A 12,631-nucleotide genomic window follows, 5' to 3' on the forward strand; every position below is an offset into this window, starting at 1 on the left:
CCCGGGGAGGTGCGCCGCGCGGGCCGGTGTGCCGACGCGGTCTGGTGTCACGGACAATGGACCCATCCTCTCACCGCGCGCCGATTCCCTCGACGACGACCGGTGCCACCCCCTTCGCCTGCAGGAGCAGTGATGAGCCCCGACACCCCCGAGACCGAACCGGCCTGGGACCCGGAGCGCGAGGAGGCGGAGCACGAGGCCAAGGCCGGTCGGGGACAACGGCGCTGGTGGCTCCTCGGGGGCGGCTTCGTCGTCGTCGCGACCGCGCTGACCATCTGGTTCGGCCTCTCGAGCACCGAGGGCGCGGTGACGAGCACCGACATCGGCTTCGAGCGCAACGGCGAGCGCGAGATCGTCATGATCTTCGACGTCACGCGCCCCCCGGGGACCGCGCTGTCGTGCACGGTGACCGCGATGGACGACCAGTACGGACGCGTCGGGACCAAGGAGCAGGCGGTGCCGGCGAGCGAGGAGCGCACCACGCGCGTGCGGGCCGCGGTGCGCACGACGACGACCGCGGTGACGGCGACGGTCAAGGACTGCGCCGCGGTGGACTGACACCTGCATCTGCCGGCAGATGGCGGTACACTGATTCTTTACCGCAACCGTGGGTCTGGACCGATGGGTCCAGACCTTTGTGCATCACCCGGCACCGCCGAGGCACCCCGGTTCACCGTCCGTGGGGGTCGACGTCGATCCCGCACGGCTACAGAGCAAGGAGAGATCCGTGACCCAGACCGCGTCCACCGCGTCGTACCTGACCGAGGAGGCCTTCGAGCGACTCCAGGCCGAGCTGCGTGAGCTCTCGGGCCCGGGTCGCGTCGAGATCGCCAAGCGCATCGAGGCCGCCCGCGAGGAGGGCGACCTGAAGGAAAACGGTGGCTACCACGCCGCCAAGGAGGAGCAGGGCAAGATGGAGGCCCGCATCCGCCAGCTCAAGCAGATCCTCGACACCGCGATCGTCGGCGAGGCCCCGCCGGACGACGGTGTCGTCGAGCCCGGCATGGTCGTCACCGTCGAGCTCTTCGGCGACGAGGAGACCTTCCTCCTCGGGTCCCGCGAGATCGCCGACGGCAGCGACTCGATCGACGTCTACTCCGAGCAGTCCCCGCTCGGCGGCGCGATCAACGGCAAGAAGGTCGGCGAGACCGCCACCTACGACGCCCCCAACGGCAAGACCATCGAGGTCAAGATCGTCTCGGCCAAGCCCTACCAGGCCTGATCGCCGCGACGGCAGAGCCACGAAGGGGGGTCCCGACCAACTGGTCGGGACCCCCCTTCGTCATGCCTGTGGACGAGTCAGCGCAGCCACTCCCCGTCGACGTCCTGGTGCAGCTCGCCCTCGCCGATCCGGATCGGGTCGAAGGGCAGGGGCGCCGGCAGGATCTCGATCGGGCCGATCTCCGGCCGCTCCCAGGGTGCGGGCAGCGGCTCGATCGGGCCGAGGTCCGGGCTCTCCCATGCAGGCAGCGGCTCGAGCGAGTCGATGTCCGGCAGGTCCCATGCGGGCTGGGTCTCGACCCGCTCGAAGGCGGGCTGGGTCTCGACCCGCTCGAAGGCTCCCAGCTCGAGGGTCTCGGCGTCGTCGGGCAGCGCCGGGCACACCGCCAGGGGGTGGTCACGCAGGGAGTCCGCCAGCCGGTAGGCCTGACCGGTCCCCCGGCCGTCGGACCGCTCGAAGGCCGCGCCGTCGCTGCTCGAGCCGCCTCCGTCGGACCGCTCGAAGGCCGGTCCGTCGCTGCTCGAGCCGCCCCGGTCGGAGCGCTGGAAGGCCGACCCTCCGGAGCCACCGCTCAGGGAACTGCCGCCGATGCTGGACGTGTTGCGCTGTGCCTCGGCCTCGGCGACGAGCTTGCGGCTGAAGGTGCGCATCGCGCTCTCGGCGTCGTCGAGCTGGCGGTGCGCCGCGCGCCAGTCCTTGGCGAAGCGCTCGAAGTCGGGCCCGTCCCACAGCGCCCGCAGACGCTCGACGAGGTTGGCCCCACGGTCACCGGCGTCGGTGACCTTGTCCCCCTGGCGTCGCAGGGCCACGGCGATGTCGTCGAGTCTCTCGACGTCCGCCCCATGACTGATGTGCCGCACCCGCGCCTGCCTTCCTCCGGTCTCGCGTCAACCCTAGGCAGCCGGAGCCGATGCTCCCAATGGGGAGGACTCCCCTTCGCCCGACCTGCGAGGATGGAGGGCATGTTCGGTCGTGCGATCCCACCCATGCCCACCGCCGAGAGCGCCCTGCCGGGCCGTCCGGAGCGGCCCTTCACCGTGCCGACGACCCACGAGGTGCTCGGCACGCCGCTCGAAGGCCCGTGGCCCGAGGGCACCGAGGTGCTCCACGTCGCGATGGGCTGCTTCTGGGGCGCGGAGCGGATCTTCTGGCAGCTGCCCGGCGTGGTGACCACGGCCGCCGGATACATGGGCGGCTTCACGCCCAACCCGACCTACGAGGAGACGTGCACCGGGCTGACCGGGCACACCGAGAGCGTCCTCGTCGCCTACGACCCCCGGCAGACGCGACCGGAGCTGCTGCTCAAGGCCTTCTGGGAAAATCACGACCCGACGACCCCCGACCGCCAGGGCAATGACGTCGGCACGCAGTACCGCTCGGCGATCTACTGGACCACCGAGGAGCAGCGCGCGGCCGTCGATGCGACGGCAGCGGCCTTCGGCGAGGAGCTGCGGCGACACAACCTGCCGCCGGTCGTCACCGAGATGCGCCCGGCGAGCGAGGCGGGGACCTTCTGGTACGCCGAGGACTACCACCAGCAGTACCTCCACAAGAATCCCGGCGGGTACTGCAACCACGGCCCCAACGGTTGCCAACTACCTGCCATTAGGTAAGTGACAGCGGGGGCCTACGTCGAGACAACCGTCGAGACGTGAGCGCCCCCGCAGTGCGCTAACACTCGGGGGCATGACGCCAGACTCAGGAGGTCTCGCGCATGTTCACCCTACCCGCGGCAACGGCCGCAGCACAGAACCTCGGCCTACTCGGCTCGCTCGTCGTCGTTACGGTCGCCTGTTTCCTCGAGGTGACCCGATGAGTGCCCAGGACGTGTGGCCTTCCTTCGCCAGCATGTGGTGCGGCGCTGAGGGCCCGTGGACCGACGAGACCGCCCGCGCCCACTTCGTCGGCTGCCAGGACTGCCAGGACGCACTCGCCGCCTTCGAGGCACAGCAGCGCGCCACGCAGGCGGTCGCCTTCACTCAGCGCATCGCAGGGCACCTGCGCGCGTCCCTGCGGCGTGCCGGCCACGACGTCGAGGTCTCCGACAACCCGACCGTTGAGGAACTCGCCCACGCCTGCGAGCTGCTCGGTACGAAGGTGTCCGACTTCCTCGACGGTATCGACGCGACCTGCCCCGCGTGGTGCAGCAGCCACCCAGCCCTCGAGCCGGGGACACACGTCGGTGAGGTCACGGTGGGCGACGTCGTGCTCGGCCTGTGCCTCGAGCCGGGTGAGGACGTCACCGTGCACCTGCCCGACCGCGTCGAGTCGGGTGTCACCGCGGCTCAGGCGCGTGACCTCGCGGCCGCGCTCGTCGAGGCTGCCCGGATCATCGAGGACGCGCGCTGAGGTAGCGCCACGTCGGGTCTCTCCGGCTCGCACACGGTCTCATCTTGCAAATGCAAGGTCAGCCCGTGTGCCTGCCAGGGCTACCCGGCCCTGATTTTCCATTTGGAAGATCGCGCGGCGCTCAACAGCGACTCAGCCGCGCGTGACGGTGCGAGACACAACGCCCACCGTCCCGACCAACTCGAGCACCGCCCGGCGATGACTCCCAGACGCGTGAGCCGGCACGCGTCGCCCGACGGCATGGCAGTGCACGGCCGTCGTCGGGTCTGACTCCAGCTCGCTCTCGAATCGAGGGCGGGCTAGAGGGCGTGGGCGGAAACAACGCGGAGTCGGCTTCTTTGGGAGGGTTTCGCCACAGCCCTGCCCCGTAGGGCCCGCGCCGTGCATGACCACCCACCTGCTCGAGCAGGTACGACAACGCCCCCGGCTCGGGTGTGAGCTCCGCTTTGGGTCAGCTCGAGTGCCGCACCCGGCGCAATGCCTCGGACGCCTCGCTTGGGTCAGGCTGCGCGGCCACCCAACGCGCCGCCGCCTGTTGCCACCGACGACGCGCATTCAGCGCCGGGTCGAAGTGGTCGACCTCACCGCGTCGGTGCGCGGCCCATTTGTCCGCGTCGGCCCACACGTCGAGCACGGGACCGGCTGCCAGGTCGTCCGGGATGGGGCTGCTCGCGCCGGTCGTCGTCGGCTTGGGGCGGCGACGCACTAGACCACACCCCGCACCCCGTACGAACCACGAGCGCCACCGCGCCGCGGGGGTCGCTGCGGCTGCTCCCCTTCGTCGCCGGACGGGAGCCTCATCGAGGCCAACAAGCGCGACAGGGTGATGGACTGCTGCCGGGACTCCACCAGCGCCGGGTGCGCCACCACATCGCCTTTGGTGTTGGTGATCGTGGCCGTGGTCGCCTCCTTCGCCAGGGTGTCGAGCCGGTCGGCGCACCGGCACGCCTGCAACAACAGGATCTCCTCGTGCACGTCCAGTTCGTAGTCGTCGACGACGGACCACCACAGCCGCTTCCCGGCGCTCTGCAGCCCGCTGGGGGCCTTCTTCGTAGTCATTTCAGGATCCTTCCTTGGGATCGTTTCGCGGGGTGTGCACGGCGGATCGCAGTACCTAACGTTCTGGGCTCGTGGGGGTGGCGAGGGGATTGTGGGGCCCCGATCCGATGCGCCGGGTGCGCGTGCTCGTTCGCGTCGCCGTTGCGAGGTCATCGCTGCTCGCGCATCGTTCTTGATCTTCTTCTTCATCTTCTTCTTCAACTTCTTCTTGACGTTCCGCATCGCCCCTGCCCGCACGCCCGCTGGTGTCCCTGCCGTCTCACCTGAGCCACCGGCAGGGGGAGGGGGGAGGGTGGTCGAGCGCCCTCCCCCCTCCGGGTGTCAGGCCACGACGTTGAGCCGGGCGGCCGCAGCGGCCGCGATGGCCGCGAACGTCTGCGCGTAGACGTGGTTCGCGTTCGGCTTGGCTGCCTCTCCCTGCAGGGCTGGGGCAGCTTCCACGGCCTTGGCCAGGTACTCCTCGTAGATCGCGGTGAGCTCGGTCTGGTCCATCGGTGGTGCCTTTCTCTTCGTTGACCCGCTCCGGTCGTCTGCGCCGGGCGGGGGTCTGGGGGGTGCGAGCAGCCCGCTAGTGGAACCGGCCCCGGTTCTCGACGTAGAGGTGCTCGTACAGGTCGTCACCGCGCTTCTTGACGGACTCACGCGGCGGGGCCGGGACGTCCTCAGCAGGGAAGTAGATGCGCGCCCGGCGCTCTTCCTCCCGTCGCTGTTCCGCGTCTCGCTCGGCTGCCTCGGTCTCAGCCCGGCGCTGCTCGTCGAGTCGACGCAGCTCGGCCCGCGCGGCTTCCTTCTCGGCCCGCGTGGCACCGTGCGCGGCGTCGTAAACCAGCCGGCCCCGCTCGGCGCTCATCGACGAGCCCCGGTGTACGTACGCGTGGTGATCTCGTCGTAGCTGATCAGTCGGCCCGGCTCCGCCTGGCCCCCCGTCGGCGTGCACCGCGACACCTGGCCTCGCAGGGCCCGGTAACTCTCTTCGATGTCCGCCAGAGACCGCACGCACAGCCGCTCGGGGTGGTTGGCCAGCAGCCAGTCGGCCCGGGCCGCGCGCTCGTCGGGCCACGGCACGGACATGGGCTGAACCAGCTGCCCGGTCTGCCTGCCGTACTTGGCGTGTGTCTTGTCGGTGTTCCAGATGCCGCCGTGTCGGATGATCTGCGGCAGGTCCGGCGCGATCGGCTGCCAGTCGTCGACCTCGGCGCACGCCAGCATGTACCGGTTGTCCGTGGCCAGCCGGTCGAACACGTCCCGGGCAAGGTGGCGCAGGACGGTGCTCTGCGCCTCCCGGATCCGGCGCACGGTCTCGCGGGTGTCTCCGGCCTCGGTCCACGCCTTCGTTGCACCTGCCGTGATCGCCGCCTCTGCGGTCGTCGCACCCTTCGACTTGGCCACCGCGGCCGCGTGCCGCTGTGCGACCTCACGCAGCCGGGTGTCGAGGTTGGCCAGGATCGCGTCTGCGCGACCGGCGATGCCGTCTCGCTCCGCGACGAGCGCGCGGGCGGTCTGCGCGGCCGTGGCCAGCGCGGCCAGGATGCCCTCGGCCTCGTGGCGCGCGTCGGCCAGACGGCCGGCCAGACCGTCGGTGTCGTCGGCATCGAGCGCGGCCACCAGCGTCTCGTGCTCGCTCGCGCCAGCTATCGCCGTCTGTGCCTGCGTCGTCCACAGTTGGCCCAGGGCCTGCACTCGTTCGATGCGCTGGCGGGCCAACGTGTACCCCTCGAGGGCCTCGAGCGCGCCCGCCAACTCTGGGTTGGCCTGTGCCGCGGCAATGACCGCCTTCGGGCCAGGGTCGGCGGTGTGGGTGCCGATGATCTGCGAGATGTTGGGGATGGTGGTCTGGTTGAAGTTGGTGATCATCTGTCTTGCTCCTTCGGGTTGGTGGTGATGACCTCGGCCGGTAGACCGAGCAGTTGGGTGGCGACGGCGGCAGCGGCGTGGGCCGCGTGCCAGCACGTCGGGTTGGGGTGGCTGCCGCACTCGTCGCACAGCCAGCGGATTGCGTGCAGCCGTGGGCCTCGAGCAGCCCGCCAGCGCACCCGCACTCCCCCGACGAGCACAGTCGCCTCGTGAGTGCGGATCACGATCACGTCGACCTCGGACGCGGCGCTCATGAATTGCCCTGCCAGCTGGCGAGCCACGACGGGCCCTCCTCACGCCACACCCGCTCAATGACTGCGCGCGCGCCGGCGGTCTCCTGCGCCGTCGTGGGGATCACAGGCACCCGTCGGTCGCAGCTGTTGCAGCGACTGTCTGGCGTGACGTCGGGCGTGGTCGTGGTCTGGAAGGGGCAGAACACGTGACCGACCGCGCACGGCGCGTCATCGCCCAGGGCATCCCCGCAGATGTCGTCATTGCTGAGCAGGTCTTGCCCACACGAGCACTTGAGCGCGCGGGGCCCGTCGCGCCAGAACGGCAGGCCCGCGTCCCGCGCGAGCTGTCGGGCCCGGTCGACGCGCTCCACGTACTCGGGCCACAGCTCGCGGCGGGTGGCAGCCTGCCCCATGCGCACGCCCACAGGCTGCGCCGGGGTCAGGGCAATCATCGTGTACACGTCCACCACCGAGCCCAAGTCGGCGTGCACGCGCTCGTAGAACCGACGCGCGTGGTCCTCGAACGCCTCACGGGACTGCATGTGCGGTGCTGCGAGCAGGTCACCGACGATGACGTGCACGCCCGACTCGCGCCACATGCGCAGCGAGTCCAGTGCAGCGACCTCGCCGCCCGGGGAGCGCATCAGGCGGTCGTAGAACGCCGGATCGGCCGACCCCTTGATCCCGACGTGCACGGCCGACACCCACGGGGCTAGGACCGCGATCCCCTCCGGCGTCGTGAACCCATTGGTCTGCACCTGAACATCGACTCCGAGATCGGCGCACTCGCGCGCGAAATCTAGGGACCACTCGATCGTCAACGTCGGCTCGTTCATGCCCAGCGTGGCGACGACCGCGCCCAACTGGGCAACTGTCCGTGCGGCCAGTACCGGGTGCATGTACGCCCGTGCGCCATAGAACATGTCCAGCGCGGGCAGGCTCGTCAGTCCGTCAAGCTCGGGCTCTACGGGCCGAGACGGCTCGGCCAGCGGTAGGGCATCCGGGTTGTGCACCGCCTTGCCCGATGAGCAGAACGTGCATCCGGCTGTGCACCGCGTGCCGCCGACGAACGCAGCCGGACGACCAGGCTTGAAGCTGGCGAACGTGTCGCCGTTGATCCCGGACATGGACCTCTGCAGCGTCGACAGTTCGCCATGCCCGACGAGCTCGAGCACGCCCGCTCGGTTGGTGCGGTGCCCGCACGGACCAGACTCTCCGGGCTCGAGCCGACAAAGGCGATAGCACAGCCGACAGTCAATGGAGCCGTCCGGGCGGAGGTCTGCCAGCAGGTCAGACGCGCCAGTCACCCACGCGTTGCCGGTCACAGTGCGCACCTCGGCCCGATCGCACCAACGGGCCCGTAGTCGACTCCTGCCGCGACCCCCCCACTCGGCGGCGCGGCGTCGGCAATGTGGGCACACGCCGTCAGCCGGTCGCACGAGGAACACGCAGCCGCTGCCAGCGCCCGGTCTCGCACGTCCGCGGCGAGTGCCTGCTGCGCCCACTCAACGCGGCTGCATGGCACGTGCACACCTGCTCGGCTCGCCTGCCGCACCATCCGTGTCATGGCGTCCATCTCGGGTCTCATCGGGTGCTCTCCTTCGATTTCATGCGTGGTCGGGTGCCGTGGTCGACGCCGGCCCAGACGAACAGCGCGTGCTCTTCCTCGGCGGCCTGCGCGCATTGCGCCAGCACGGGGCACCCGGCACACAGGCCAGCTGCGCGGGCCCGCTCGTCGGCCTTCTCGGACGTCCACCACAGGTGTTCTGCCGGCTCACCGCAGCGGGGTCGACGTCCATCGGCTGCCATGTCCAGCAGGGCCCGGTCGAGGGCCTCGCGGGCACTCACGACGCCCGCCCAGATCGGTGGTGGTGACGCTTGGTGACGCTTTCCCCAAACTTCTCCACGCGAGTAGGAGATAGGAAAAGTTCGGGGAAACCGTCACCTTGCGTCACCCAACCGCCAGAACCCTTGATTTTCCGGGGATTCACAGCCCCTCCTCGTCGTCGCGGTAGGGCGCGAGACCGGCCCAGGTCTTGCCCCGCTTGGTGCGCTTGGACTCGTACCCGAGACGCTCGAGCTCCTTGCTCAGCGCGCGCTCGGTCAGGGCCTCGGCACCCTCCTGCACCGCCCACCGCTGCCACGCGGTGAACAGCTCGCGCGTGGTGGCCGTGGCGACCGGCGAGGCCATGCACGCCTCGTCGATGAACCGGCCCACGGCGTCGCTGTCGGCCTGGTACTCATCGGTGGCGCGGGTGACGGACGCCGGCTCACACATGCCCCCGTCGAGGTACGCGCGGTATCCGTCCACAGCCCAGGCAAGCACCGCGTCGGCCTCAAGCTGCAGACGAGCCGGCAGGTGCGGGTCGCGCTCGCCCACGGGCACCACCACGTCGAAGGGGATCACCCGCACCCGACGCCACACCGCCGGGTCATTGCCCTTGACGGTCGGCAGGTGGTTGGTCACGTAGACCAGTTGGTGCGTCGGTGTCCACGTCACCGGCTCGCGGTAGAGCCGGCGTGCGGTGATCGAGTCGCCGCCCGTCAGCCGCTTCATGGTCGCCTCGTCGAGCTTGCGCCCGTCCTCGGTCTCCGAGCCGATGACCAAGCGCGCACCCATCAGCTCCATGAGCTCGGGCCCCGGCGTGCGCGTGCGATCCGAGGCCATGAGCAGCGCCGGGTCGATGACCCGCACGTAGTCGCCCAACGCGGCCTCCACGGCCCCGTAGAACGTGCCCTTACCGTTCGCGCCCGTGCCGATGAGCACGGGGAACAGGTGCTCACCCACGCGCCCGTACAGGGCTTGTCCGACCACCCGCTGCAGATACCCGCGCTCGTCCTCGTCGGGCAGCACCGACGCCAAGAACCGCGCCCAGGTCGCCCCGTCCACGTCCGACCGCCACGCGCCCGTCGTGATCTTCGTAAGCCGGTCGGCCGGGTCGTGCGGGCGCAGCTCGAACGTGCGCAGATCTAGCGTGCCGTTGGCGACGTTGAGCAGGTACGGGTCGGCGTCGAGGTCATCCACGGCGCAGGCGAACGCCTCTAGCGCGGACGCGATGGACAGCACGCCGGCGATGCCCGCGGCCGACTCGCACGCGCGCACGTCGCGCTCCATGTCACGGTCGGTGCGCGCGGTATCCCAACCCATCCGCAGCAGGTGCAGCACCGCGCGCTGACCCTGCCCGGTGTCCTCCACCCAGCGCGCACCGTCCCACGCATACCAACCCAGCCCGTGCACGTGCATCAGACGGTCGCCGTAATAGTGCGCCAGCAGGTACGCGAACCTCGGTTGCCCACGGTGGTGCGCCTGCGCTCCGTCCTCGGACAGCAGCCGCTCGGCCACGCTCACACCGGCCTCGTCGTAGTTGCTCGCGTCGCTCTCGTCGAAGGTCATCGGACACCCCCGAACCGGGCGTCGATCCGCGCTCGTCGGGCTGCGGCCTCGGCCCGGTCGACCTCGGGCGCGCGTGTCATCGCCAGCACGACGTCAGCGGCGGCACGGTGACGCGCGGCAGCCTCAGCGTCAGCCAGGGCCCGGCCACGCTCGAGCCCCTCGAGGTAGCCCGCGCGATGCCCGACGAGATAGTCGGCCCAGCGGCTCGGCGGCCACTCGTCGAGCACGTTCCTTGGCGTCGTCATCGGCCGTCACCGCCCAGCTCGTCGAGGTCGACGTGACCCACGGGCAGCAGCCGCACGAGCGTGATCGTGGGTGGCGGGTAGCCGGCACCGACCACGCGATCGGCAGCCCGCTCGGCCGCGTCGAGCGACAGCAGGATGCGCCGACGGACCTTGCCGCCCCGGATCGTCCTCGTCACGAGTAGCGCGTGGTCGGTGCGTGCGAGCAGCACGGCCGGGTCGGTAGAATCTGAGTTGTCGCCGCCAAACGACTTTGCCGCCTCCGGGATCGCCGCCTGGGGGCGGCTTTCGTTGTGGTCAAGCAATCTGACCACCGCCTCGCAGGAGGACGGCCAGGCGGTCGCGCTGCTCAGCGGTCAGCGGCGGGGCCTCAGCCACAACCTTGGCGATGTGCTCGGCCAGACGCGTCTCACGCAACTGCCGGCGGGCGGCGATGAGCTCGGGGTCATCGGGGGTTCGGGATCGAGACAGGGACGCAACGCGGGCGCGCTCAGCAGTCCACGACATGAGAAAGACCTCTCAGGCAAGGCGAATCAATCGCCTCCGCTGAGAGGTCTTGCTAGGTCGAAATGCTACTACCTCAAGTAGACCGACGCGAGACCGACGCGTTGAGTCGTGCAAGGGGGAGGGTGGCGCCCGCGCGGGCGAGCTCGCCCATGACGCGCCAGTTGGCCGGACTCCAGTCGAGCACCAGCGACTCGCCGCAGTCGCACACGATGCTCAGCCGTTCCCGACCGCCAGGGTCAGGCCGCCCCTTCGGCGCGTCCATGCGGCGCTGCAACGCCTCCGGCGGATCGAACCACAACGCGTCGCCGTCGAGTCGCATCGCGAGGACAACGACGCGCTCGTGCTTGCCGCCAGCGCGGTGCCTCGCAGCCACATCGCGTCCCTCGCAGTAGATCGTCAGCGTGCTCACTCCTGCCCCCTCCATGCGATCCGCACACCCCGGTCAGCGGGTCGCCGGCCAGTCCCGATCTTCTCGAGGGTCAGCACCATGACGGAGTCGATGACCCGACGAAGGGTGTCCTGTGGCATCGTTTCAACGGCCGCGGCCACATCATCGGCAGTGACCACCGACGCCATCGCGTCGCCGACTGCCGCGGCCGCGATCTTCCCCTCCACACCCTCGAGCTCGGCGCGCACGCGCCGGGTGCCGGCTGTCATGGCCTGCATGTCGATGCCGCCTGCCGCGAACGCCTCGGCTAGCCCGTCGAGCCGGCCACGCAGCGCGTCCCGCTCCCCCGTGAGTCGCTCGAGGTCGCCACCGCGGCCAGGCCGGGCCAACAGGTCGAGCGCGTCGGGTTGCGACAGCCGCGCGACGAGCACGCCCATCACGTACTCGTCGACACGAGCAGCGTTGCGCGACACGTGGCCCAGGCATCGGTAAGTCGGTCCCTTGTGCGCTTCCTTGACCATCGCCCCCGTGATCGGCCCGCCACACACACCGCAGCGCATGACGCCCGACAGCAAGTAGCGCAGCGGCGGTCCCTTCCTCGCGCGGCCAGGGTCGGTCAGGATCGCGTGCACAGCCGTGGCGGTCTGCTCGTCGAAGATCGCCGGCCATGCCGCCTTGCCGATGACCTCGCCACGGTGCCGACGCATCCCGGCGTTGCGCGGGCTCAACAGTGCGGCCTTGAGCGTCGTCGTCTTCCACTCTCGCCCGGTCGCGGTCTTCACCCCACGGTCGTTGAGGTAACGCACGAGCGCCGACAGGCTCACGCCTCGCAGCACGCCGGCCGCAGCGGCACGCAGCTCGTCGGCCTCGGCCTCGCGCACGGTCATGCCGTCCGGCTCGAACCCAAATGCCCGCTGAGCCGCATAGGGCAGCCCGGCCGCGGCCCGCTGGTCGTTGGCCGCGCGCTGCCGTAGCGCCTTCTGCTCGGTCTCGTACTGCGACCACGCGGTGATCGTCTTTGCCACGGCCCTGCCGGCGGGGTTGCTCAGGTCGACGTGCCCGGCCTCCACGGCGTGCACGTTCACGCCCAGGTCGATGACCCGCTCGAGGTCGTGCGTCAGGCGCACGAGGCGGTCGATGTGCCAGACGACGATGCGCGGAGGTCGGTCCTCCAGCAGCCTCTCGAACTCAGGCCGGCGCGCCCCGCTCGTCGCGCTGCGATCGTTGTCGACGTACTCCCCCGCGACCGTCCAGCCCTTCGCCTCGGCAAACCGTCGGCACAGCTCGAGTTGCCGACCCACGGCCAGCTCGTCGCCGTGCCGGTCGAGACTCTGGCGCGCGTAGATCGCCACCGTTGACTCGCTCATGCACTAAGGGTATATG

The 12,631-nt window shown here is 70.2% G+C and carries 18 protein-coding genes; 4 read left to right on the forward strand and 14 right to left on the reverse strand.

What is annotated here, in order from left to right:
• Positions 1–132: 132 nt before the first annotated feature.
• Both H7A72_RS12460 and greA read left to right on the forward strand, forming a co-directional pair.
• The gene (locus H7A72_RS12460) at positions 133–558 is read left to right on the forward strand and encodes a DUF4307 domain-containing protein (protein ID WP_185220734.1); all 426 of its coding nucleotides are present in this window, start codon (positions 133–135) and stop codon (positions 556–558) included.
• 169 nt (positions 559–727) lie between these two features.
• Entirely contained in the window at positions 728–1,222 is a 495-nt protein-coding gene (gene greA / locus H7A72_RS12465; protein WP_072625337.1) for a transcription elongation factor GreA, read from the forward strand.
• A gap of 77 nt (positions 1,223–1,299) precedes the next feature.
• On the opposite strand, the gene H7A72_RS12470 is transcribed toward greA, so the two are convergent.
• Complete coding sequence (locus H7A72_RS12470) at positions 1,300–2,082, reverse strand: WXG100 family type VII secretion target (protein WP_185220735.1); 783 nt, start codon at positions 2,080–2,082, stop codon at positions 1,300–1,302.
• A gap of 126 nt (positions 2,083–2,208) precedes the next feature.
• On the opposite strand from H7A72_RS12470, the gene msrA reads away from it, so the two are divergent.
• Both msrA and H7A72_RS12480 read left to right on the forward strand, forming a co-directional pair.
• Positions 2,209–2,835, forward strand: a complete 627-nt coding sequence (gene msrA / locus H7A72_RS12475; RefSeq protein ID WP_223277639.1) for a peptide-methionine (S)-S-oxide reductase MsrA — start codon at positions 2,209–2,211, stop codon at positions 2,833–2,835.
• A gap of 199 nt (positions 2,836–3,034) precedes the next feature.
• Entirely contained in the window at positions 3,035–3,571 is a 537-nt protein-coding gene (locus H7A72_RS12480) for a hypothetical protein (protein WP_185220737.1), read from the forward strand.
• 705 nt (positions 3,572–4,276) lie between these two features.
• Here H7A72_RS12480 and H7A72_RS16720 read toward each other — a convergent pair.
• The 13 genes from H7A72_RS16720 to H7A72_RS12545 all read right to left on the reverse strand — a co-directional run bounded on the left by H7A72_RS16720 (position 4,277) and on the right by H7A72_RS12545 (position 12,615).
• Positions 4,277–4,852 (reverse strand): hypothetical protein, encoded by a 576-nt coding sequence (locus tag H7A72_RS16720; RefSeq protein ID WP_223277640.1) that lies wholly within the window; start codon positions 4,850–4,852, stop codon positions 4,277–4,279.
• A gap of 99 nt (positions 4,853–4,951) precedes the next feature.
• Positions 4,952–5,122, reverse strand: a complete 171-nt coding sequence (locus tag H7A72_RS12490; protein ID WP_185220738.1) for a hypothetical protein — start codon at positions 5,120–5,122, stop codon at positions 4,952–4,954.
• Between the two features lie 76 nt (positions 5,123–5,198).
• Positions 5,199–5,480 (reverse strand): hypothetical protein, encoded by a 282-nt coding sequence (locus H7A72_RS12495; protein ID WP_185220739.1) that lies wholly within the window; start codon positions 5,478–5,480, stop codon positions 5,199–5,201.
• Complete coding sequence (locus tag H7A72_RS12500; protein ID WP_185220740.1) at positions 5,477–6,484, reverse strand: hypothetical protein; 1,008 nt, start codon at positions 6,482–6,484, stop codon at positions 5,477–5,479. Before H7A72_RS12500 ends, H7A72_RS12495 begins: the two co-directional genes overlap by 4 nt.
• A complete protein-coding gene (locus H7A72_RS12505) occupies positions 6,481–6,738 on the reverse strand; it encodes a hypothetical protein (RefSeq protein WP_185220741.1) in 258 nt (85 codons plus the stop codon). The genes H7A72_RS12500 and H7A72_RS12505 overlap by 4 nt, the downstream gene beginning before the upstream one ends.
• Positions 6,735–7,892 carry a radical SAM protein gene (locus H7A72_RS12510; protein ID WP_185220742.1) on the reverse strand — a complete coding sequence of 386 codons (1,158 nt, stop codon included), beginning with the start codon at positions 7,890–7,892 and terminating at the stop codon, positions 6,735–6,737. The genes H7A72_RS12505 and H7A72_RS12510 overlap by 4 nt, the downstream gene beginning before the upstream one ends.
• Before the next feature lie 409 nt (positions 7,893–8,301).
• Positions 8,302–8,565, reverse strand: a complete 264-nt coding sequence (locus tag H7A72_RS12515) for a WhiB family transcriptional regulator (RefSeq protein WP_223277641.1) — start codon at positions 8,563–8,565, stop codon at positions 8,302–8,304.
• A gap of 139 nt (positions 8,566–8,704) precedes the next feature.
• Complete coding sequence (locus tag H7A72_RS12520; RefSeq protein WP_185220743.1) at positions 8,705–10,111, reverse strand: phage/plasmid primase, P4 family; 1,407 nt, start codon at positions 10,109–10,111, stop codon at positions 8,705–8,707.
• Positions 10,108–10,356 carry a hypothetical protein gene (locus tag H7A72_RS12525; protein WP_185220744.1) on the reverse strand — a complete coding sequence of 83 codons (249 nt, stop codon included), beginning with the start codon at positions 10,354–10,356 and terminating at the stop codon, positions 10,108–10,110. The genes H7A72_RS12520 and H7A72_RS12525 overlap by 4 nt, the downstream gene beginning before the upstream one ends.
• Positions 10,353–10,565 (reverse strand): hypothetical protein, encoded by a 213-nt coding sequence (locus tag H7A72_RS12530; RefSeq protein WP_185220745.1) that lies wholly within the window; start codon positions 10,563–10,565, stop codon positions 10,353–10,355. The genes H7A72_RS12525 and H7A72_RS12530 overlap by 4 nt, the downstream gene beginning before the upstream one ends.
• A gap of 85 nt (positions 10,566–10,650) precedes the next feature.
• Complete coding sequence (locus tag H7A72_RS12535) at positions 10,651–10,860, reverse strand: hypothetical protein (protein WP_185220746.1); 210 nt, start codon at positions 10,858–10,860, stop codon at positions 10,651–10,653.
• 73 nt (positions 10,861–10,933) lie between these two features.
• The gene (locus tag H7A72_RS12540; RefSeq protein WP_185220747.1) at positions 10,934–11,269 is read right to left on the reverse strand and encodes a hypothetical protein; all 336 of its coding nucleotides are present in this window, start codon (positions 11,267–11,269) and stop codon (positions 10,934–10,936) included.
• Positions 11,266–12,615 carry a recombinase family protein gene (locus tag H7A72_RS12545; RefSeq protein ID WP_185220748.1) on the reverse strand — a complete coding sequence of 450 codons (1,350 nt, stop codon included), beginning with the start codon at positions 12,613–12,615 and terminating at the stop codon, positions 11,266–11,268. The genes H7A72_RS12540 and H7A72_RS12545 overlap by 4 nt, the downstream gene beginning before the upstream one ends.
• Between the last annotated feature and the right edge of the window lie 16 nt (positions 12,616–12,631).

Source organism: Janibacter sp. YB324 (genome assembly GCF_014217915.1).
GTDB classification, from domain to species: Bacteria; Actinomycetota; Actinomycetes; order Actinomycetales; family Dermatophilaceae; genus Janibacter; species Janibacter indicus.